At 54.1% G+C, this 21,250-nt stretch carries 17 protein-coding genes and 2 tRNA genes; 14 read left to right on the top strand and 5 right to left on the bottom strand.

Annotation, left to right across the window (positions count from 1 at the left end; translation table 11 throughout):
- Positions 1-14 precede the first annotated feature (14 nt).
- Positions 15-758, bottom strand: coding sequence for a T9SS type A sorting domain-containing protein (locus A3841_RS15525; RefSeq protein ID WP_073853549.1), 744 nt, complete (start codon positions 756-758; stop codon positions 15-17).
- Positions 759-965: 207 nt separating this feature from the next.
- On the opposite strand from A3841_RS15525, the gene A3841_RS15520 reads away from it, so the two are divergent.
- Genes A3841_RS15520 through A3841_RS15505 form a run of 4 tightly spaced genes read left to right on the top strand, consistent with a single transcriptional unit; the run spans position 966 to position 3,219 of the window.
- Positions 966-1,385 (top strand): Fur family transcriptional regulator, encoded by a 420-nt coding sequence (locus A3841_RS15520; protein WP_073853547.1) that lies wholly within the window; start codon positions 966-968, stop codon positions 1,383-1,385.
- Positions 1,386-1,436: 51 nt separating this feature from the next.
- A complete protein-coding gene (locus A3841_RS15515) occupies positions 1,437-1,937 on the top strand; it encodes a PaaI family thioesterase (protein ID WP_073853545.1) in 501 nt (166 codons plus the stop codon).
- A 60-nt stretch (positions 1,938-1,997) separates the two neighbouring features.
- Positions 1,998-2,822 (top strand): Cof-type HAD-IIB family hydrolase, encoded by an 825-nt coding sequence (locus A3841_RS15510; RefSeq protein WP_073853543.1) that lies wholly within the window; start codon positions 1,998-2,000, stop codon positions 2,820-2,822.
- Between the two features lie 13 nt (positions 2,823-2,835).
- Positions 2,836-3,219 (top strand): SRPBCC domain-containing protein, encoded by a 384-nt coding sequence (locus tag A3841_RS15505; RefSeq protein ID WP_073853541.1) that lies wholly within the window; start codon positions 2,836-2,838, stop codon positions 3,217-3,219.
- Positions 3,220-3,659: 440 nt separating this feature from the next.
- Here A3841_RS15505 and A3841_RS15500 read toward each other — a convergent pair whose 3' ends face one another.
- Positions 3,660-3,968: a hypothetical protein gene (locus A3841_RS15500; RefSeq protein WP_073853539.1), complete on the bottom strand. Its 309-nt coding sequence runs from the start codon at positions 3,966-3,968 to the stop codon at positions 3,660-3,662.
- Positions 3,969-4,030: 62 nt separating this feature from the next.
- Here A3841_RS15500 and purN point away from each other — a divergent pair, with 62 nt between their 5' ends.
- The 8 genes from purN (at position 4,031) to A3841_RS15460 (ending at position 13,191) form a co-directional block, all read left to right on the top strand.
- A complete protein-coding gene (gene purN, locus A3841_RS15495; RefSeq protein ID WP_073854217.1) occupies positions 4,031-4,624 on the top strand; it encodes a phosphoribosylglycinamide formyltransferase in 594 nt (197 codons plus the stop codon).
- 32 nt (positions 4,625-4,656) lie between these two features.
- The gene (purH, locus tag A3841_RS15490; protein WP_073854215.1) at positions 4,657-6,180 is read left to right on the top strand and encodes a bifunctional phosphoribosylaminoimidazolecarboxamide formyltransferase/IMP cyclohydrolase; all 1,524 of its coding nucleotides are present in this window, start codon (positions 4,657-4,659) and stop codon (positions 6,178-6,180) included.
- Positions 6,181-6,467: 287 nt separating this feature from the next.
- Positions 6,468-7,493, top strand: a complete 1,026-nt coding sequence (locus tag A3841_RS15485) for a rod shape-determining protein (protein ID WP_046310045.1) — start codon at positions 6,468-6,470, stop codon at positions 7,491-7,493.
- Positions 7,494-7,502: 9 nt separating this feature from the next.
- A complete protein-coding gene (mreC, locus tag A3841_RS15480) occupies positions 7,503-8,369 on the top strand; it encodes a rod shape-determining protein MreC (protein WP_073853537.1) in 867 nt (288 codons plus the stop codon).
- Complete coding sequence (locus A3841_RS15475; protein WP_073853535.1) at positions 8,359-8,892, top strand: hypothetical protein; 534 nt, start codon at positions 8,359-8,361, stop codon at positions 8,890-8,892. The genes mreC and A3841_RS15475 overlap by 11 nt, the downstream gene beginning before the upstream one ends.
- Entirely contained in the window at positions 8,889-10,718 is a 1,830-nt protein-coding gene (gene mrdA, locus A3841_RS15470) for a penicillin-binding protein 2 (protein WP_073853533.1), read from the top strand. Before A3841_RS15475 ends, mrdA begins: the two co-directional genes overlap by 4 nt.
- A 3-nt stretch (positions 10,719-10,721) precedes the next feature.
- Positions 10,722-12,041 (top strand): rod shape-determining protein RodA, encoded by a 1,320-nt coding sequence (rodA, locus tag A3841_RS15465; protein ID WP_073853531.1) that lies wholly within the window; start codon positions 10,722-10,724, stop codon positions 12,039-12,041.
- A 433-nt stretch (positions 12,042-12,474) separates the two neighbouring features.
- On the top strand, positions 12,475-13,191 hold the full coding sequence (locus A3841_RS15460; RefSeq protein WP_073853529.1) for a GNAT family N-acetyltransferase: 717 nt from the start codon (positions 12,475-12,477) through the stop codon (positions 13,189-13,191).
- A 447-nt stretch (positions 13,192-13,638) separates the two neighbouring features.
- Here the strand turns inward: A3841_RS15460 and A3841_RS15455 are convergent.
- The 3 genes from A3841_RS15455 to mutS all read right to left on the bottom strand — a co-directional run bounded on the left by A3841_RS15455 (position 13,639) and on the right by mutS (position 17,014).
- A tRNA-Leu gene (locus tag A3841_RS15455) sits at positions 13,639-13,722 on the bottom strand.
- An 82-nt stretch (positions 13,723-13,804) separates the two neighbouring features.
- Positions 13,805-13,877 (bottom strand) — tRNA-Gly (locus tag A3841_RS15450).
- A gap of 503 nt (positions 13,878-14,380) precedes the next feature.
- Positions 14,381-17,014, bottom strand: coding sequence for a DNA mismatch repair protein MutS (gene mutS / locus A3841_RS15445; RefSeq protein WP_073853527.1), 2,634 nt, complete (start codon positions 17,012-17,014; stop codon positions 14,381-14,383).
- A 454-nt stretch (positions 17,015-17,468) separates the two neighbouring features.
- Between mutS and A3841_RS15440 the strand changes: the two genes are divergently transcribed.
- Together A3841_RS15440 and A3841_RS15435 are read left to right on the top strand one after the other, a co-directional pair.
- Positions 17,469-18,008 carry an RNA methyltransferase gene (locus A3841_RS15440; protein WP_073853525.1) on the top strand — a complete coding sequence of 180 codons (540 nt, stop codon included), beginning with the start codon at positions 17,469-17,471 and terminating at the stop codon, positions 18,006-18,008.
- A 231-nt stretch (positions 18,009-18,239) separates the two neighbouring features.
- Positions 18,240-20,714, top strand: coding sequence for an outer membrane beta-barrel family protein (locus A3841_RS15435; RefSeq protein WP_139307984.1), 2,475 nt, complete (start codon positions 18,240-18,242; stop codon positions 20,712-20,714).
- The last annotated feature ends 536 nt before the right edge of the window (positions 20,715-21,250 follow it).

The following is a 21,250-nucleotide window of genomic DNA, read 5'->3' as shown; positions in this document are numbered from 1 at the left end:
TAAGCAAAAGGAGACTATCTTACGATCAGGCGGCTGGAGGCGACATCGTCCTCAGCCATGACCTTTACGAAGTACGTGCCGCGGGCATATTGCTGGGTGTTGATCTCCACGGTGCCGTTGGCGTTGCGCAGTTCCAGCACTTTGCGGCCGAGCATATCCATCACAGCCACGTTGGCGTTGCGGATGCTGCCCAGGCTCAGCTTCACGGTTCCCTGCGACACGGTTGGGTAAACGGCCACGCGGGTATCGCCGATCATGTCGTCGATGCCGGCCACGGTGCCTACCGTAACGGTCTCGGTGATGGAGGCCAGCGGGTTGCCATCGTCGCGGCGCAGGATCAGGTCATACTTGTAAATACCTGGCGCCGAGAAATTTATCTTAAAGAACTCCTTCAAAGACTCAGGCAGCGCCTCCCCTCCCTGGGGTCCAATCACAGCCACGCCGTTATCGAAGGCAACCTGAGAGTAAACCGCTTCATCCTCGTTAGCCGCGTCACGGTTAGAGTTATAGAAAAGGGTAAAGTTTTCGCTTTGGGCCGGGTCGTGCAGCTTTATTACCAGGTTAGCCTTCTCGTCCTTGCGGTCGAAAGACTTGATCAGCGCCTGCCACTGTATGTCTGTGCCCACCACCAGGTCGCCCTGCTCGGAGATCACATCAAGGGTTCCATTAATGGTGGGTTCCTGCGTTTGCGCCTTGCCAGCGCCGGTTGCCAGAACGAAGGCCAGTACGGTGGCAATAACGTGTAGAGCTTTTTTCATTGCAAAAATTTTTAACATTTCAATATTAGGTATGACAATTCACTATTAAATGACAGTATTCACATACATACGTAAAGCGATGCCTTTTGCTCCACTTTTTTGATACTTTTTTCACTATATATCCTTTCCGCCCTTAATCCGTTAATTGCTTTATCTGGGTAAGTAAGTATCTTTGGCATTGTTACAAATTTGGGAATAGCATTAAAAATGGACAAAGCACAGGAGCTGCTGGAGGAGTACGGGTTACGCAAGACGGGCTGCCGCCTGGAGGTGCTGCAACGTTTTCTGGAGCAGGACTTTGCCCTCTCTCACGCAGACCTGGAGCGGCTCATGGGTGAGAGCTACGACCGCGTCACCATTTACCGCACCCTGTACTCGTTTGAGGAAAAGGGGCTGATCCATAGTATAAATGATGTGAGCGGCGCCATAAAGTTTGCCCTCTGCAAACCCGACACCTGCTCGCTGCAAAAGCACCAGGACAACCACATCCACTTTAACTGCACCTCCTGCGGCCAGACCTACTGTCTTAACGAAGTGCATATTCCGAGCATGGCCCTGCCCCAGGGATACACCGCCGACCGGCTGCACTTCTCAGCCGAGGGCACCTGCAAGGGCTGCAACGATTAATGCGGGCCTGAAAGCCAGGCCGCCGCACCAGGTATACCGCATAAGCACCTTATGAAGCCTCAGCCAGACAATGCCGCCGTGTTCCGCCAACTGGTTTCATCACCGGTCAAGTTTCGCCTCTTCCTGCTCTCCAGGCTGCCCATGGCTTACCTGGCCGGCCTGCGCGTCACCATACTTACGCCGGAGCAAGCCGAGGTCACCATCCCCTACAAGTATGTCAACAAGAACCCCTTCCAGTCCATCTACTTCGCCTGCCTGAGTATGGCGGCCGAGCTCTCCACCGGGGTGCTGTGCATGATGCACGTGTACAAGTCCAGCCCGGCCGTATCGATGCTGGTGGTGAGCATGGAGGCCCGCTTCACCAAGAAGGCCGTGGGCCGGATTGCCTTTACCTGCCGCGATGGGGAGCAGATACAGCAGGCCGTGGCACAGACTAAGGCTACTGGAGAGGGCGTGACCGTGGTGGCCACCAGTATAGGCCTGGACGAGGCGGGCGATCAGGTGGCCGAGTTCCGCTTCACCTGGTCGCTGAAGGCCAGGGCGAAGGCCTGACATTTATTCGCTTTTGGCGGGCCATACTTGTAACTTGCGGCCTAAACCACGGTACCACGCATGAAATTCCGAGCTATCTGCACTGATATAGACGGCACCTTGCTCAACAGCGAGCGCCAGCTCTCGCAGCGCACTATCCATACCTTCAAGAGTCTGGGCAAAGACGTGCCGGTGATCCTGGCCTCCTCGCGCATGCCCAGCGCCGTGCGCCACCTGCAGCAGGAACTGGGCATCCTGCACCACCCGCTCATCTGCTTCAACGGCGGCTACGTTATCCATTTCGAGGATGGCAATACCACGCCCCTGCAGCTCGACTCGGTGCAGATCCGGCCGGATGTCTGCCAAATCATCCACGACTACGCCCAGGGCTCCAACATCCATATAAGCCTTTACGAGCAGGACAACTGGTACGCCCCGGCGATGGATTACTGGGCTGAGCGCGAGCAGCGCATCACCAAGGTATCCCCGCAAGTTACCGAGCTGGCACCTATACTTGACAAATGGCACCAGACGCAGACGGGCGCGCATAAAGTAATGTGCATGGGTCCCGCCGACGAGATAGACGCGCTACAGCAGGAGCTGGACAGCCACTATACCGACCGGGTGCATGCTTATCGCTCCAAGGACACGTACCTCGAGATCGCCCCACGGGCCATCTCCAAGGCCACGGCGCTGGAACTACTGCTGAAGGAGCGCTTTGCTATGGGCATGCACGAGGTAATGGCCTTCGGCGACAACTACAACGACATCCACCTGCTGCAGGAAGCGGGCATGGGCATCGCCGTGGCCAACGCCCGCGAGGAGGTAAAAGCCGTGGCTAACGAAATCACCCTGAAAAGCACAGCAGATGGCGTGGCCGTAGCTATAGAGAAATACTGGAAGTAAAGTATAAACACGCATGAAAGACTACAAGAAATACTACATCATACCTGCCGAGCCCGAGGAAGTATACGTGGCGCTGACCAACCCCTACACTTTGCAACTCTGGACAGGCGAGCCGGCGGAAATGTCGACGGAGCCGGGCTCGGAGTTCTCGCTGTGGGAAGGTAGCATAACCGGCAAAAACCTGGAGTTCGAGGAAAACAGTAAGCTGGTGCAGCAGTGGTATTTCGGCGAGCAGGCGGAGCCATCCATCGTGACCATTAAACTGCACCCGCACAAGTATGGCACCTCCGTAGAGCTGCGCCACATCAACATCCCCGACGAGGCCTACGAGGACATCACCGAAGGCTGGGACGACGCCTACTTCGCCTCGCTCATTGACTTCTACGAGGGGGAGTAAGCGGATTTTATACTTTGGTGGGGCCGACCGCCCCTTTTCCTTCAAGGCGGGGAATTCACCTCTCCCCAGCCCTCTCCTAAAAACAGGGGAGTGAGCTTATACTTAAAATGCCTGGTCCAACCACCCCTGCCCCTCCTTAGCCAAGGAGGGGAATCTGTTACTGCTAGTTCTAAAGTATGAGCTGCATAGTCAAAGTATAAACACCCCATAGTCCCCTCTAAGGGACAGTCTATACTTGTTGCATGGCAAAAGCAGCAGCTATCGAATGATACCCAGTCCTTGGGTTGAGCGCCTTGTGAGATCCGGTGCCGCGCAAGCGGCAGCGCCCTGGCGCAGGAGGGAACACAGCGCGATGCCCAAGGACGAGCCCTCTCGGGCTTGAGAGCACCAAAGTATGAAATGAAACAATAGGTAAGTATAGTCTAGAGGATCAGCAGTAGCTAGAAAGTATAGCTTGGTTCAAGTTGAGGGAAGCAACGGCTCATGGAAGTATAGATCAAGTATAAAGTATGGCTTACGCGGATTAGGAAATCCGCAGCAGCAGTGGTTCCGGACAAGGATGTCCGGAACAGCAAGTATAAAAAGGCACAAACGGACGCTTGCGCCATAAAGCCGAAGTATAAAATCCTGTTCATCCACTCCTCCTGAAAATCCTGCTGCAGACAAGTATAAAAGTATAGCCAAAGTATAAAACAGGAACCCGCAGCAGCTACACCATCAAAACCAAAGTATAAACCACTAATTTCCATCTATACATTTACATCTCCCGCCAAACCCGTTATATTTGCAGTTTCATCGCAAGCCCATACTTTTGAAACCAAAGGATAAGAAAAACATAGTCATTTTCGCGTCGGGATCAGGGAGCAATGCGCAGCGCCTGCTGGAGCATTTCGAACACCACCCTGCCATACGTGTGGCCGCCCTGTTTTCTAACAACCCGAAAGCGTATGCCCTGAAACGAGCCGAGACCTTCCGCGTCCCGGCTTTTTTGTTTACCCGCGACGAGTTTTACAACACTGACAAGGTACTGGAGCAGGTGCAGGAGTTTAAGCCCGACCTGATCGTGCTGGCTGGTTTCCTGTGGCTGGTGCCGCTGAACCTACTGCGCGCCTTCCCCAACCGCATCATCAACATACACCCTGCCCTGCTGCCCAAGTACGGCGGCAAAGGCATGCACGGCGCCCATGTGCACGCGGCCGTTATCCAGGCGCAGGAGCCGGAGTCGGGCATCACCATCCATTACATCAACGAGGAGTACGACAAAGGCGAGTTTATACTTCAGGAGCGCTGCCCGGTACAAGCCACCGACTCGCCAGAGGAGTTGGCTGCCCGCGTGCTGCAACTGGAGCACAAGCACCTGCCCGAGGTGGTGGAGCGGCTGCTGCTGGAACAGGATCAACTATAAAATCATTGTATCAACCCCATACCTTCATGCCCATGCAATCCGTTAAAATTAAATCCGCACTGATATCGGTATACTATAAAGACCGCCTGGAGCCGCTGGTGGAGCTCCTGAAGCAACACGGCGTAACCATTTACTCCACAGGCGGCACCCAGACTTTCTTAGAAGAGCAAGGCGCTAAGGTGGTAGCCGTGGAAGACCTCACCGACTACCCCTCTATCTTCGGCGGCCGCGTGAAAACCCTGCACCCCAAGGTATTTGGTGGCATCCTGCACCGCCGCGATAACCAGAGCGACCTATCGGAGCGTGAGAAGTATGAAATCCCGCCCATCGACCTGGTGGTGGTAGACCTCTATCCTTTCGAGGAAACCGTTGCCTCCGGTGCCTCAGAAGCGGACGTAATCGAGAAGATCGACATCGGCGGTATCTCCCTGATCCGTGCGGCTGCCAAGAATTTCAAGGATGTGCTGATCGTGTCTTCGCGGGAACAGTACGACGAGGTGGTGGAGTTGCTGCAGGAGAAAGATGGCGCCACGGAACTGGAAGACCGCAAGCGTTTCGCAGCCAAGGCCTTCAACGTGTCCTCCCACTACGACACCCATATCTTTAACTATATGAATGCTGCTGGTGAAACGCAGGTCTTTAAGCAGAGCGTGCAGCACAGCATGCCGCTGCGCTACGGCGAGAACCCGCACCAGAAAGGCACTTTCTATGGCAAGCTGGAGGATCTGTTTGAGCAGCTGAACGGCAAGCAGCTTTCTTACAACAACCTGGTGGACGTGGACGCCGCCGTGGCCCTGGCCGCTGAGTTCGAGGAGCCGGTGGTAGCCATCCTGAAGCACACGAACGCGTGCGGTGTCGCTACCGGCGAAAGTATGAAAGAGGCCTACTTGAACGCCCTGTCTTCTGACCCGGTATCGGCTTTCGGTGGTGTGATCATCGCCAACCGCGCTATTGATCTGGCCGTGGCCGAGGAGCTGAACAAGCTGTTCTTCGAGGTACTGATCGCGCCGGAGTATGACGCCGATGCGCTGGAGCTACTGAAGACAAAGAAAAACCGCATCCTGCTGAAGCAGAAGCCGGTGGAGCTGCCAACCAAACTGTTCAAGACGCTGCTGAACGGCGTGATCGAGCAGGACAAGGACCTGGCCACCGAGACTGAGGCTGACTTTAAAACCGCCACCAAGCGCCAGCCAAGCGCCGAGGAGAAAAAAGCCCTGGTGTTCGCTGCCAAAGTATGCAAGCACACTAAATCCAACACTATTGTGCTGGCTACGGATAAGATGATGTTCGCCAGCGGCGTGGGCCAGACCTCGCGCGTGGACGCCCTGCGACAGGCCATCGAGAAAGCCCAGAGCTTTGGCTTCGATGTGAGCAAAACCGTAATGGCCTCCGATGCCTTCTTCCCGTTCCCGGATTGTGTGGAGATTGCAGACAAGGCGGGCATCAAGGCGGTGGTGCAGCCCGGCGGCTCTATCAAGGACCAAGACTCGATCGACTACTGCGACGCACACAACATAGCCATGGTGATGACCGGTGTGCGCCACTTCAAACACTAAACCTTAAGGTATAATATTACTTTTAGATAAATATCCCCGGTTGCTGTTAAGGCCGGGGATATTTTGTTTTCTAAGGAAAGCCCAATTTCAGGCTGCAGGCTACGTTAGCCGGGCATACAAGTATGAATTGGGTACATATCAGGGACAAATAAATCTTTATTCGGTTAACAGAAGGCAACTTGCATTATTAATTCCACTGAATTTCACTAATTTTGCCGCTAGTTTCTGACTAGAAATATTGTATATTGAAAATATAACGGGCAACCGCACGCCTTTCAGACTTCACCATGGGACTATTTAATTTTCTTACCAGCGATATAGCCATTGACCTGGGTACCGCCAATACCCTGATCATCCACAACGATAAAATTGTAGTAGACGAGCCCTCCATCATCGCCGTGGATCGCACCACCGGCCGCGTACTGGCCATTGGCCGCAACGCCATGCAGATGCACGAGAAGACGCACGAGAACATCAAAACGATCCGTCCGCTGAAGGATGGGGTGATCGCCGACTTCCACGCCGCTGAGGAAATGATCCGGGGCATGATCAAGATGATCGACACCGGTCGCCGCTTGTTCCAGCCCTCGCACCGCATGGTAATTTGTATCCCTTCGGGCATTACGGAGGTGGAGAAACGCGCTGTGCGCGACTCTGCACAGCACGCCGGCGCCAAGGAAGTATGGATGATCCAGGAGCCCATGGCGGCCGCTATCGGTATCGGCATCGACGTGGAGCAGCCGATCGGTTCCATGATCGTGGACATCGGGGGCGGTACAACGGAGATTGCGGTGGTGGCCCTGTCCGGTATCGTGTGCGATCAGTCGATCCGCATTGCCGGCGACGTGTTCACCAAGGACATCCTGGACTACATGCGCCGCCAGCACAACCTGCTGATCGGAGAGCGCTCCGCCGAGAAGATCAAAATTGAAGTAGGCGCCGCGCTCACAGAACTGGAAAACCCACCGGCCGACTACGAGATCCGTGGCCGCGACCTGATGACCGGTATCCCGAAGGTGATCAAGGTAACTTACCAGGAAATCGCTATTGCACTGGATAAGTCGGTTTCCAAAATCGAGGAGGCCGTGCTGAAGGCGCTGGAGATCGCGCCGCCGGAGCTTTCTGCCGACATTTACGACAACGGCATTCACCTGACCGGTGGTGGCGCCCTGCTGAGAGGCTTCGACAAGCGCCTGGCTGCCAAAACCAAGCTCCCAATCCACATCGCCGAGGATCCGCTCCGGGCGGTGGTGCGTGGCACGGGTGCAGCCATCAAAAACATTGAAGGATTCAAGAACGTCCTGCTAACATAACAGGGCCGCATGCGGAATCTATTTGCATTTATTTACCGGTTCCGTGCGTTCCTCGTGTTCCTGCTGCTGGAGGCACTGTGCGTATTCCTGATCGTGCGCTATAACACGTACCAGGGAGCGGCCTTTTTTAACTCGGCAAGCAGGTATGTGGGGCAGGTACTGGAGTTCCAGAGTGGCGTAACCGACTATTTCCGCCTGACAGGCATTAACCAGACGCTGGCTAGCGAGAACGCAGCCCTGCGCCAGGAACTGATGCAGTACCGTTTGGCGGCCTTGACGGATAGCACCGCAGCGCTGGACACCACCTACTTTGCCCCCACCGACAGCAGCGTGGCTTACCCGTATCACCTGATGGCCGGCCGCGTGATCAACAACTCGGTGCGCCGCATGAACAACTACCTGACCATCTCGAAAGGCACCGCCGACGGGGTGCAGCCGGGTATGGGCGTAGTAGCCCCTGAGGGCGTGGTGGGTCGCGTTAAAACGGTGTCGGAGCACTATGCCACGGTTACCTCGCTGCTGCACTCGCAGATGCTCATCTCGGCCAAGCTCACGAAGGATGAGACCTTCGGCACCATTAAGTGGCAGGGAGGCGATTATCGCACCGCCCTGCTCGACTACATCCCGCTGCACGTGAAGCCTGAGGAAGGCGACACAGTGGTAACGAGCGGCTTTAACACCGTGTTCCCGGAAGGCATCATGATAGGCACCATCAGTTCGGTAGAGCAGGAGTCGGATAAGAGCTTTTACACGATCGGCGTGCGGCTAAGCGTGGACTTCGCCCAGCTTTCCTATGTGTACGTGGTGGAGAACACCTACAGGCAGGAACGCGACACGCTGGAACAGAACGCAGGCATCATTACAGATGAACAATAGCTTTGGCATAAATCATATCATCCAGTTTTTTTTACTGGTGGCGCTGCAGGTGCTGCTCATGGATAACCTGGTGCTCTACAGTATGGGCTTCTGCTTTATCTATGTTGCCTTCCTGTTATTCTTACCCCTGACTATCAACAGGGTATGGCTGCTGCTGCTGGGTTTCCTGGTTGGTTTTTCGGTGGATGTATTCTATGATACCATGGGCATACACGCGGCAGCAAGCGTTTTACTTGCCTTTTTAAGGCCGCACGTATTGAACCTTCTCACACCGCGCGATGGTTACGACAGCAGCGATGCGGTAAACATACATGTGATGGGCACACGCTGGTTTCTGACCTACGCCTTCACGCTGATCCTGCTTCACCATGCGGCTGTGTTCTTCCTGGAAACCATCAACTTCCAGACGGCACTCTATACGTTGGCGAAGACGCTGCTCAGCACGCTGTTTACGGGTATCGTTGTGGTTATCATTCAACTTCTGTTCTTCTCACCGAAGCGAGAGCGGGTAGATTACCGATGAAGTACTTAGAAACAAGAAAATACATAATACAGGGCATCTTCCTGGTGGTGGGGATCGTTTTCGCCACCAGGCTTTTCTACATTCAGGTAGTGGACAGCAGCTACAAGCAGGCTGCCGAGACCAATGCCATCAAACCCATCATCCAATATCCTTTCCGGGGCCTGATCTACGACCGAAACGGCAAGCTGCTGGTGCAGAACACGCCCGTGTACGACCTGATGGTGGTGCCCAAGGATGTGAAGAACCTGGACACGCTACGGCTGGCAGAGCTCGTGAAGCTGCCGCTGGAACACGTGCGGGAGCGCCTGAAGAAAGCCCGCTCCTTCTCCTACGTGCAGCCCTCCCCTTTCTACCAAAAGCTGAGTACGCAGGAGTTTGCCTACATCCAGAACAACCTCATCGATTTTCCCGGCTTCCATATTAACGCCCGCACGGCCCGTGGCTACCCACACCAGAGCCTGGGGCACGCCTTGGGCTATATTGCCGAGATCAGCCCGCGGCAGCTGGAGGACAGCGCCTACAACGGCTATCGCCCCGGCGATTATATCGGCAAAGCGGGCATAGAGCTGGAGTACGAGAAATACCTGATGGGCCAGCGCGGCGTAAAGTATAAAATGGTGAACGTGCGCGGCGTGGAGAAAGGCTCCTTCCGCGAGGGCGCCTTTGATACGCTGGCGGTTGCCGGCGAGAACCTGGTGAGTACCATCGATTTGGACCTGCAGGCCTACGGCGAGTACCTGATGGACGGAGCCAAGGGAAGTATCGTGGCCATAGAACCCGCTACTGGCGAGGTCCTGGCCTACGTGTCGGCGCCGTTCTACGACCCGAACCTGTTTACCGGCAAAGACTACGGCAAGAACTACATGGAACTGCTGCAGGACTCGAACAAGACCATGTTCAACCGCCCGATCATGGCCGACCAGAACCCGCCCGGCTCTGTCTTTAAGCTGACGCAGGCCCTGATCGCGCTGCAGGAAGGGGTTATTTCGCCCAACACGACGTTCGCCTGTAACCGATCGTTGGTAAATTGCCATAATCACCCTTCCCCGCTTAACCTGTACGGGGCAGTGCAGCACTCCTGCAACCCCTGGTTTTACCAGGCTTACCGCCTGCTGATTAACCAGGGTAAATCGAAAAACACCTTCACGGACACGGCTATCGGCCTGAAGGAGTGGCGGGAGCAGGTGCTCTCCTTCGGTTTTGGCAAGCAGCTGGGCATCGATATACCGGGCGAGAAGAAAGGCATCGTCGCCTCCACCGACCTCTACGACCGCGTGTATGGCAAAAACCGCTGGAAGTACTCTACTATCTACTCCTTAAGTATAGGCCAGGGAGAACTAGGCGTCACGCCGCTGCAAATGGCTAACTTTGCGGCCATTATCGCTAACAGGGGCTATTATATCACGCCACACATCATCCGCTCGGTTGGTGAAGAAGGCAAGCCCCTGAAGGAGTACCGGGAAAAGCACCGTACGTCGGTAGACTCAAAGAACTTTGACCCGATCGTGGAAGGGATGGCAGAGGTGGTGCGGGCTGGTACAGGCCGCAAGGCCAACCTGGCAAAGGTGGGTATAGAGGTCGCGGGCAAGACTAGCACGGCCCAAAACCCCCAGGGCCCGGACCACGCTGTGTTTATAGCCTTTGCGCCCAAGGTCAATCCCAAGATCGCTATCGCTGTGTACGTGGAGCACGGGAAGTGGGGAGGCCAGTCGGCGGCCCCTATTGCCGGCCTGATGATAGAGCAATACCTGACCGACACGGTTACCATGAAGGTGCAGGAGAAATGGGTGCTCAGCCGCGAGTACCTCAACATCAGATCAAAATAAAGTATGGAGAAAGTAATCGGACAAAGACTTGCAAGCACCGCACCTCGCAGCCGCCGCAGCTCCGGCTTTATTGCCCCGCACCTGGACTGGGTAACCATCCTATTGTACTTCCTGCTGGTGTCCCTGGGCTGGATGAATATCTACGCTGCCGTTTACAGCCCCGACAACGTGGTGAACATCCTGAGCTTCGACATTAACTCAGGCAAGCAGCTGGCCTGGATCGGCGCCTCCTTCCTGCTGATCCTCGTGCTGCTGGTGGTGGATTACAAAGTGTATGAGCACCTGGCCTACCCGATTTACGGCTTTATTATCCTGCTGCTGCTGGTAACGTTGGTGGTGGCCAAGCCCATTGCCGGCTCCCGATCCTGGCTCGACCTGGGAGCCGGGATACGCCTGCAGCCTGCCGAGCTAGCCAAATTCGCCACGGCGCTGGCTGCCTCCAGGTTCCTGGGGAGCACGAACCTGCGCCAGCAGAACTTCAAGGACCAGATGATCCTGGCTGCCATTACCTTTGTTCCTCCTGTAATCATTGTACTGCAGAACGAGACGGGCTCCGCGCTGGTGTTTGCCGCGTTTATACTTGCTTACTTCCGCGAGGGCATGTCGCCGCTTATACTTATAGTTGGCGGCTCCGCGGCGGCCATATTCATACTTACGCTGCTGGTGCCCAAGCTCTACCTGATTGCCGGTGTCACCATACTCATGGCCCTGGCCACCTGGCTGGACTACCGCCTGCTGCGCCGTTTTAAAATAATGATCGGGCTCTGGATGGTAGTGGTGGGCATGATCTTCAGCGTGGATTTCTTTGTGAACGATGTGCTGCAGCCGCACCAGCAGAACCGTATAAAGGCCCTAATTAACCCCGAGGCGGACCCGCTGGGCTACGGCTGGAACGTTACCCAGTCGAAGATCGCGATCGGCTCCGGCGGCTTCTGGGGCAAGGGCTTCCTGGAGGGCACTCAAACCAAGTTCGACTTCGTGCCCGAGCAAAGCACCGACTTTATCTTCTGCACCATCGGCGAGGAGCACGGCTGGGTAGGCAGTACCATTTTAATTGCTCTCTTCCTTTTGCTCCTCATCCGGATCGTGAACATAGCGGAGCGGCAGAAGTCGGTTTTCGCCAGAACCTACGGCTATTGCGTGGCCTCCATCATCTTCTTCCACTTCCTGGTGAACGTGGGCATGACGATAGGCCTGGCGCCGGTGGTGGGCATCCCGCTGCCCTTCTTCAGCTACGGCGGCTCCTCACTGTGGTCGTTCACGATCCTGCTTTTTATACTTATCGCCATAGACGCGAACAGGGCGAAGGATCTGGCGCGGTAGAATTGATTTTATACTTGCGGAACGCCTCTTATACTTTAAAGTATGGGAGGCGTTTTTGTTTGGAGCACAAGTATAACTAGGGGCGGTAATTGCCTGATTGTTGCCGTAAAACAGAAAAGGCTGCTAGTTATTAGTCAGCAGCCTTTCGTTTTTAATGCATGCAGCACCAGGAGCCTATATTTAACCCATCCAACAAACCACTTATAATCAATCGCTTAACCTGAAATAAAAGTTATTGAGTTACAAGCTGGTTACAAGACCAGCAAAAGCATCCGCAAATTCTTCCCTAAAGCCATCAAGTGTGTTCTACCGCCAAGCGGAAACATAGTAGGATAAATATGCTTGGCACATACTATACTTTATATAAAATAATATAAAAAAATAACACTTAAAATCTATTTATCGTAATATCATAGGATATAAATACAGGGAGATGAATTCATCACAAATTAGGGATAATAGCCTTTCCATTAGGCTGAACAGGGCGGCCAATTTACTGTCAGATGGACAACTTTCAAAGGTTTGGGAGGCTGCCCAAAAAAAACTATATTCTGAGGATACTTGGTTTGGGATGAGAAGAAACTTAGGAGAGGTGTTTCAGCAACCTAAAGCTAAGATAGATATATCGGTCCGACTGATTGAAGAGCGTGACCTTAGTTATCTTCTAAGCACTGATGGTATGACTGCAGAAGAGGCCAAGATTGTTGGTTGGCGGCACAAGTTACTGGATGCCAACTTTCAATATTGCTATGTAGCTGTCACGGCTGATGATACCCCATGTTACATGCAGTGGTTAATTGGCCCTGCAGAAAATGAAAACATCCTTAAATTCTTCAGAGGACTATTCCCTGAGTTGAAAGCGCATGAGGCCCTTCTTGAGGGTGCATACATGCACCCATCTTTCCGTGGACTAGGTGTAATGCCTGATGCAATGTGCCAGATATCTGAGAAGGCTAAAGACATTGGCGCAAGTGAGACAATCACCTTTGTTCAAACTGATAATGCAGCCTCTCTGAGAGGCTGTAAAAGCTGTGGATACTATCCTTACGCTTTGTTGAAAAGTAAGTGGTTTATATATAAGCAGGATATTTGCTTAGAGGCTATTCCAGATAACACTTTGGCCGAATATGTAGCGATGATTACCAAGTAGCCAAGGCAGAAGGAATAATACATTCAACAAAGATTATAATATTAAGCTGTCCTACCCACACTCCCTATTTAAATAACTCATCCGCTCACTCTCCCTGATCTGCTGCATTAACCTGCTAAACCGCTTAGTAGGCTTGCCTGCATAGGTCCTTCCGAAATGCTTTCTACTCATACAGCCCATCTGAGCCAAAGGCTTTCTCCTACATCCTGAGCAGTTGCCTGTTCTTCTGGCTGTAGGTCTGTCTTTCATACAGGCAGCCTGCAAAGGATTCACGGTGCAGGAACTTTGCTCCTACTGAATGGAGTTACAGACTAGTTACAAATAACATCAAAACTAGGGGATAAAAGCGGGGTATATCAGGGAAGAGTTATAAAAGCAAAACCCGCTTAAGACAGTGTTTAAGCGGGTTTTCATAGGTATCTGCTATGCTGAATATAGCAAATTGAGTACCAGGAGCGGGAATCGAACCCGCACGGCCTTGCGGCCACAAGATTTTAAGTCTTGCGTGTCTACCAATTCCACCATCCCGGCAACCTCCGGGCTGATCCCGGAGAAATGAGTGTAAAAAACAAAGACGTTGTTCACCACAACGTCTTCTGTCTTGCTTTTCGTGAGCGGGAGACGGGATTCGAACCCGCGGCCTCGACCTTGGCAAGGTCGCGCTCTACCAACTGAGCTACTCCCGCTTTTGTTTTCACTAAACCGCCGTAGTGATTTAGTGATGCAAAGATAGAGACAAAATCTGACTTGTCAATAGTTGCTGTAAAAAAAAACAGCCTGTTTATACTTCCTGCTGATAATCAGGCAGAAAATTTCATACTCCTTATATCGTTCATGCAGCCCCGCCCGTTCTACTTGCCCGCACCAGCAAACTTATACTCCCCGGGGCGAAAAACAGGTAGGTTTATACTTTGAAAGTATACTTCTGGCTGCGACGGCGAGTATGAGTTTTTCGAAAGTATAGCTCATGCTCCCGCCTCAAAGGCAAAAGACAAAACTTCCTTTTTGTCATTCTGCAAGTCTCGGATCCCGAACTTGTTTCGGGGGATCTTGTGGACCAGTAACGATAGCTCAACCTCCCGGGGAAGGGGCCCTCTACTTCCACCAAGATTCTTAACAGAATGACAGGGAATTTATAGCTACATTTTCTAAAATGAAACGCCCTACCTTCTCAGGAGAGCTTTTCCTCCTACCGCACCCCCGCCTGTTGCCTGTCTTCCAGCATTAACTTCAGTTCGTTCAGTTTCAGCAGCGCCTCCACAGGCGTAATGGTGTTAATGTCCAGCTGCTCCATCAGTTCTTTTACGCGCGCCAAAGCAGGGTCCTGCAGCTCGAACATGCTGAGCTGGTAATTGCTCTTGGGGGCAGACTTCATCTTCTGCTGCGGGGCTTGTTCTGATACCTTCTCCTTTTCCAGGTGATGCATGATCTCGTCGGCACGCAGCACCACGCTGTTGGGCATGCCCGCCATCTGCGCCACATGGATGCCGAAGCTGTGCTCGCTGCCGCCCGGCACCAGTTTGCGCATGAACAAAATCTTGCCACCGGCCTCGCGTACCGACACGTTGTAATTCTTCACGCGCGGCAGTTCTTCGGCCAGTTGGTTGAGCTCGTGGTAGTGCGTGGCAAAAAGGGTCTTGGCCTTATACTTGGGATGGTTGTGCAAATGCTCTACAATGGCCCAGGCAATAGAAATACCGTCGTAGGTGCTCGTGCCACGGCCAATCTCGTCCATCAGCACCAAGCTGCGGTCTGAGAGGTTGTTAAGGATGCTGGCCGTCTCGGTCATCTCCACCATAAACGTAGACTCGCCCTTCGACAAATTATCCGAGGCGCCCACACGGGTGAAGATCTTGTCGATGATGCCGATTTGAGCAGCCTCTGCAGGCACAAAAGCGCCGATCTGCGCCATCAGCACGATCAGGGCCGTCTGGCGCAGCAGCGCGCTTTTACCGGCCATGTTCGGACCCGTAATGATGATCACCTGCTGCTCCTCATTGTCCAGGAAGATGTCGTTCGGCACATAAGTCTCGCCTAGCGGTAGTTGCTTCTCGATAACCGGGTGACGGCCCTTTTTGATGTCGAGCACGTGGCTGTCGCTCACCTCCGGCTTCACATAGTTACTGGCCAGCGCTATACTGGCAAAGGCACTCAGGCAGTCGATCACGCCGATCACCCTGGCGTTCTGCTGCACCTGCGCCACATAGTCCAGCGCATATAGCACCAGTTCATTATACAGGCCAAACTCTATCGTATAGATGCGCTCCTCGGCGTTCAGGATCTTCTCCTCGTAGGTTTTCAGCTCTTCGGTGATGTAGCGCTCGGCGTTCACCAGTGTCTGCTTGCGGATCCAGGAGCTTGGCACCTTGTCCTTATGCGCATTGCTTACCTCCAGGTAGTAGCCAAACACCTTGTTGTAGGCAATTTTAAGCGAGCTGATGCCCGTGTTCTTGATTTCGCGCTGCTGCACCTGTGCCAGGTAGTCCTTGCCCGAGAAAGCGATGGCACGCAGCTCGTCGAGTTCGGCATTCACGCCCTCGTTGATCATGTTGCCCTGGTTGGTGAGCATGGGTGGCTCGGGCTTGAGGATGTTGCGGATTTCCTCACGCAGCCCGTCGCAGGGCGCCAGCTGCGCCGCTAGCTTTTGCAGAGCCGGAATATCACTTAGTGCCAGTATTTTTTGGATCGGGAGGATGGCCTCCAGCGCCTTGGCCAGTTGCACCAACTCGCGCGGGTTCACGCGGCGCACGGCCACTTTCGAGATGAGGCGCTCCAGGTCGTTTATACTTTTCAGGTGCACTATTAGCTCATCCAGCAGCTCGTGGTGCTTGGTCAGGGCCTCTACCGTATCCAGGCGACGACGGATCTGGGCCACATCCTTGAGCGGCAGCACTACCCACTTTTTAAGCAGGCGGGCGCCCATCGGGGTTACGGTTTGATCGAGCACCTGAATCAGCGGCACGCCCTCGGGGTGCTGCGGGTAGAGCAGCTCCAGGTTGCGCACCGTAAAGCGGTCGAGCCATACATACTTGTCCTCCTCCAGGCGGGAGATGGTGGCGATGTGGCTGATCTCGTGGTGCTGCGTTTCGGAGAGGTAATGCAGGATAGCGCCGGCCGAAATGATAGCCTCCTGCATGCCCTCGATGCCAAAGCCTTTCAGGGAAGCGGTGCCAAACTGCCGCGTCAGGCCATCGTAGGCGTAATCATACTTGAACACCCACTCGTCCAGGGCATAGTAGCGGAAGTCGGGGCCGTAGCGTTCGGTAAAGGTCTCTTTCTCGCGTTTGCAGAAGAGCACCTCGGCCGGGGCCAGGCTCTGCAGCAGCTTGCCAATGTAGCTTTTATCGCCCTGCGCGGTGATGAACTCACCGGTAGAAATATCCAGAAAGGAGATGCCCGTCTCGGTTTTGCCGAAGTGCACGGCGGCCAGGTAGTTGTTGCTGCGGCGCTCAAGCACCTGGTCGTTAAACGATACGCCCGGCGTTACCAGCTCGGTTACGCCGCGCTTTACGATACCCTTTACTGTTTTCGGGTCTTCGAGCTGGTCGCAGATGGCCACGCGCTCGCCGGCACGCACCAGCTTGGGCAGGTAGGTGTCTAAAGAGTGATGCGGAAAACCGGCCAGGGCCGTTTCGGAGGCCGAGCCGTTGCCGCGTTTGGTCAGTACGATGTCCAGAATTTTACTTGCCTTGATGGCGTCTTCGCCGAAGGTTTCGTAAAAGTCGCCTACCCTGAACAGCAGCAGCGCCCCCGGATGCTTCGCCTTAATGGCGTTGTATTGCTTCATCAGCGGCGTTACCGTGCCTTTGTCTCCTCCTTTCATACCTTGTTTTATACTTTGGCGGATGCTGGTGCATCGCGATTTATACTTCGTAAATGATGCTTGGGAATGGACTTAACCCACCCCTATCCCTCCCTTAAAAGAGGGCCCCTACCCCCAGAGGGGAATTTATACTTTGTTGGCACATGCTGTTCCGGATTTGCAATCCGGAACTTTGCTACCTGCGGATTTGCAATCCGCTTTCCTGTCCATAGCCGCTGCCTTTACTATTGCGGATTACAAATCCGCAGGTATTATACTTTCGGATTGCAAATCCGAAAGAGCGAGTTGGCCTAGATAGGAAGCATTTATACTTTATACTTCCCCATTAATCTAACCATGCAGCCATGGAACAGTTTTGCTGCGGTTTGATTTCTGCCATCTTCGCCGGACCTTTGCAGCGGCAAAGTACGCTGAGTCCTTTGTCCTTTGTCAAACAGTCCTTTGTCAACAAAACATGCGCAAACTCTCGATGGACGACCTCAACCGCGACTCGGTTGAAGAATTCAAAAATAAGAAAAAAATACCGTTAGTCTTGGTGCTGGATAATGTGCGCAGCCTCAACAACGTGGGGTCCGTTTTCCGCACGGCCGATGCCTTTATGGCCGAAAAAGTATACCTCTGCGGCATCACAGGCAAGCCCCCGCACCGCGACATTGAGAAAACCGCCCTGGGCGCTACCGAGTCGGTGGAATGGGAGCACGTGCCCGACACGCTGGAATTGGTAAAGGAGCTGAAGGCGCAGGGGTATAAAATTGGTTCGGTGGAGCAGGCCGAGAGAAGTATAAAATTAAATGAATTTGCGCCGGAGCCCGGGCAAAAGTATGCGCTGGTGCTGGGCAATGAGGTATTCGGCGTGGAGCAGGAGGTCATCAACCAGTCTGATTTTGTGCTGGAGATTCCGCAGTTCGGCACCAAGCACTCGCTCAACATCTCGGTGGCCACCGGCGTGGTGGTGTGGGATTTTCTGAGCAAAACGCTGCCACGGCAAGTATAAAACTGCCGTAAAGTATAAACACCGGAGCACTGGTCACGGCTGGTGCTCCATTTTTTGCCTTGCCATCCGCAGCGGTCGCCCTGCTCCCGAAGCCATGCACGTTTTTTCGCCGAAAAATTTGCACCAGCTTTAAACTTTCACCCTTCCCGCTTGTCGCACTATATACAAACGGAGCCTTCACCCGCCGCTCCGCTGGCTGCCTTTTATACTTTTGCGGATTTTATAAGAACTATGATGAAGACTTACTTTCGGTTTATACTTTGCTCCCTGTTTATACTTTCGCCGGCGATGCTTTCAGCACAGAACCAGGCTACTGGCAAGGTGAGCGGCAAGCTCCTGGATGCTGGCAGCAAAAAACCCCTCGGCTTTGCCAACGTGGTGCTGCTTACCCTACCCGATTCCAGCCTGGTAACCGGCGCCACCACCGACATGGAAGGCGTGTTTATACTTGAAAGTGTCCCCTCCGGCCGCTTCGTGCTGCGGGCCTCCATGGTGGGCTATCCAAATAAGTTTGTTCCGAACATCAGCATTAGCCCTGACAAGCCGGAGGCAGCCTTGGGTAATATCACCCTGAAGGCCACTGCCACCCAGTTGGGCGAGGTGGAGGTGGTGGCGCAGCGGCAGCTGGTGGACTTTGAGCTGGACAAGCGCGTGGTAAACGTAAGCCAGGACCTGAACGCGCAGAGTGGCACGGTGGCCGAGGTGATGCAGAACCTGCCTTCTGTGGACGTGGACATAGACGGCAACGTAAGCATGCGCGGCAGCGCCAACGTGACCATCCTGATAGACGGCAAACGCTCGGCCCTTTCCGAAATCCCGCTGGACCAGATTCCGGCCAATATGATCGAGAGCATTGAGCTCATCACCAACCCATCGTCCAAGTATAACCCGGAGGGCACCTCGGGCATTATCAACCTGGTGCTGAAAAAGGAGAAGAAGCCTGGTTTTAACGGCTCGGCCTCCATCACGGCCGGCACCTACGACAACTACAACACCGCGCTTAACCTGAACTACCGCTACAACAAATGGTCGCTGTTTGGCGGGTATGATTTCCGACAGCGCACCCGGCCCGGTACGCAGCAGAACAACACCACCAACTTTTACCTAAACGATGCCGGACAGCTAGACAGCACCAGCTACCGCCTGCAGGAAGGCGAGCGCAACAGCACCGACCTTTCCCACAATTTCCGGCTGGGTGCCGATTATTACCTCACGCCCAAGCATACTTTGTCGGCCTCGGCGCTGTACCGTTTTGGAGAGGACGAGAGCTCTAACAACATCCGCTACCGCTTCCTGGACGAGAACCGCCTGCTGCAGAGCACCCGCACCCGCGATGCCCGCGAGGTGGAGGACGAGCGCGCCCTGGACCTGACATTGGGCTACCGCCAGACCTTCGACCGCAAAGGCCAGGAGCTGACGGCTGACGTGGTCTACAACGCCAACGTGGACGATGAGGTAGCCCTGTTTGATGAAAGAGAAATTGGCCCCTCTCCCTTGGCTGAACTACAGAAAACACTGGTAGATGACAAGAACTATGAGTTGGTGACCAAGGCCGACTACGTGCACCCCTTCTCGGAGAACAGCCGGCTGGAGGCGGGACTCAGAACATCCTACGAGCAGTTGGATGAGGACTCCCGCTTCTTTAACCAGAACATGGAAACCAGCCAGATGGAATACGACACCACCCAAAGCAACCATTTTGTGTATGACCAGCAGGTATACTCCCTCTACACCAACTACAGCAACAAGTATAAAAGTATAACTTACCAGGTAGGCGTGCGGGCCGAACATACGATCACTAAATCGGACCTGCGCAACACCGACGACACCTACCAGAACAACTATTTCAGCCTCTTCCCCACGTTCTTCATCACCAACGATTTTGATGAGGATAACAAACTGCAGTTCAGCTACAGCCGCCGCATCAACAGGCCGCGCAGCCGCTTCCTGAACCCGTTTGTAGACCAATCCGACAGGTACAACCTCTCCTACGGCAACCCCAAACTCGACCCGGAGTTCGTGAACTCGCTGGAGCTGGGCTACCTGCGCTACTGGGGGCAGGCCTCGTTTAACGCCACTGTGTTTTACCGCCACACTACCGACGAGATTGAGCGCTTCCGGATGCCCTCCCCCACTGTTGTGAGAGCGACTGGGGAACCGGGCACAGAAACAACCTTCATCAACCTGTCGGATAACAGATCCTATGGCCTGGAGCTGGGCACCAATTACCCTATCACCAAGTGGTGGCGCCTGAATGCAAGCTGGTCTGGCTTTCGAACCGAGCTAAGTACTACGCAAGACGACACCGAATTGAGCAACTCCCAACTGAGCTGGAATGCCAAGCTCAACTCCAACATGACCGTGTGGAAAGACCTGGACATACAGCTCTCCGGCTTCTACCGTGCCCCCTCCAACGACATTCAGGGGCGTATGGAGCAGATGTTCAGCGCCGACCTGGGCATGAAAAAGGATGTACTCAAGAAGAAGGGCACTGTTTCGCTCCGCGTGTCGGATTTGTTTAACACGCGCCGCTTCGACTTCCTAAGCTACGGGCCCACGTTCCGCTCCGATATCCAAAACCGCCGCCAGAGCCGCATTGTGTACCTGGGCTTCACCTACCGCCTCAATAGCGACGACAGCGACCGCCGTAACCGCCAGAATGAGCAACGCGAGCAGAATGGCGGTGGGGAAGAGGAGGAGTTTTAGACACCGGCGGGTCCAACCACCCCTAACCCCTTCTTGGCCAAGGCGGGGAATGTTCAGCACACGATTATCATCCCCCTACCCCCTTCAAAGGGGGACTTTGGTTCAAGTTGCATAGCAGCAGCTAACGAATCTGATTCCAGCCTTTGGGTGGGGGTAGGGGCCCTCGACAAAGAGCGCCTATGCGAGTTTTTCTGGTGCTGAGCGATAGCGAGGCAGCCCGAGGAACGAGGGCAGGAAAAGCTCCCAGCGCGATGCCCTTATCGAGGGCCCCTACCCCCAAGGCGAGGCCTCCCGGCCTTGAGGGAGCCAAAGTCAGAAATGCAACGATAGGTATGTGGGAACTAGAGGATCAGCAGTAGCTAATAAGTATAGCTTGTATCAAATAGCAGAAAGCAGTGGCTATGAAAGTATAGACCGGCAAGTATAAAGTATAAGTTAGCAAGTATAAAAGTATAGCTGAATTAAGTATAGCTTTTCAAGCCAACTGGGCTGCAAGCCCAACATCATAGTAGGCACGAGTTGCAAACTCGCGCCAG

Origin of the sequence: Pontibacter flavimaris (genome assembly GCF_001907195.1) — a bacterium.
Taxonomy (GTDB): Bacteria; Bacteroidota; Bacteroidia; order Cytophagales; family Hymenobacteraceae; genus Pontibacter; species Pontibacter flavimaris.
The sequence above is the reverse complement of the archived record's forward strand: the minus strand, read 5'-3'. Positions and strand labels throughout refer to the sequence as shown.

Excerpts from the sequence above, each read along its gene's own strand:
- A3841_RS15525 (WP_073853549.1), bottom strand. The coding sequence starts at position 758 with ATGAAAAAAGCTCTACACGTTATTGCCACCGTACTGGCCTTCGTTCTG.
- A3841_RS15520 (WP_073853547.1), top strand. The coding sequence starts at position 966 with ATGGACAAAGCACAGGAGCTGCTGGAGGAGTACGGGTTACGCAAGACG.
- A3841_RS15515 (WP_073853545.1), top strand. The coding sequence starts at position 1,437 with ATGAAGCCTCAGCCAGACAATGCCGCCGTGTTCCGCCAACTGGTTTCA.
- A3841_RS15510 (WP_073853543.1), top strand. The coding sequence starts at position 1,998 with ATGAAATTCCGAGCTATCTGCACTGATATAGACGGCACCTTGCTCAAC.
- A3841_RS15505 (WP_073853541.1), top strand. The coding sequence starts at position 2,836 with ATGAAAGACTACAAGAAATACTACATCATACCTGCCGAGCCCGAGGAA.
- A3841_RS15500 (WP_073853539.1), bottom strand. The coding sequence starts at position 3,968 with ATGGAAATTAGTGGTTTATACTTTGGTTTTGATGGTGTAGCTGCTGCG.
- purH (WP_073854215.1), top strand. The coding sequence starts at position 4,657 with ATGCAATCCGTTAAAATTAAATCCGCACTGATATCGGTATACTATAAA.
- A3841_RS15485 (WP_046310045.1), top strand. The coding sequence starts at position 6,468 with ATGGGACTATTTAATTTTCTTACCAGCGATATAGCCATTGACCTGGGT.
- mreC (WP_073853537.1), top strand. The coding sequence starts at position 7,503 with ATGCGGAATCTATTTGCATTTATTTACCGGTTCCGTGCGTTCCTCGTG.
- A3841_RS15475 (WP_073853535.1), top strand. The coding sequence starts at position 8,359 with ATGAACAATAGCTTTGGCATAAATCATATCATCCAGTTTTTTTTACTG.
- mrdA (WP_073853533.1), top strand. The coding sequence starts at position 8,889 with ATGAAGTACTTAGAAACAAGAAAATACATAATACAGGGCATCTTCCTG.
- rodA (WP_073853531.1), top strand. The coding sequence starts at position 10,722 with ATGGAGAAAGTAATCGGACAAAGACTTGCAAGCACCGCACCTCGCAGC.
- A3841_RS15460 (WP_073853529.1), top strand. The coding sequence starts at position 12,475 with ATGAATTCATCACAAATTAGGGATAATAGCCTTTCCATTAGGCTGAAC.
- mutS (WP_073853527.1), bottom strand. The coding sequence starts at position 17,014 with ATGAAAGGAGGAGACAAAGGCACGGTAACGCCGCTGATGAAGCAATAC.
- A3841_RS15440 (WP_073853525.1), top strand. The coding sequence starts at position 17,469 with ATGCGCAAACTCTCGATGGACGACCTCAACCGCGACTCGGTTGAAGAA.
- A3841_RS15435 (WP_139307984.1), top strand. The coding sequence starts at position 18,240 with ATGATGAAGACTTACTTTCGGTTTATACTTTGCTCCCTGTTTATACTT.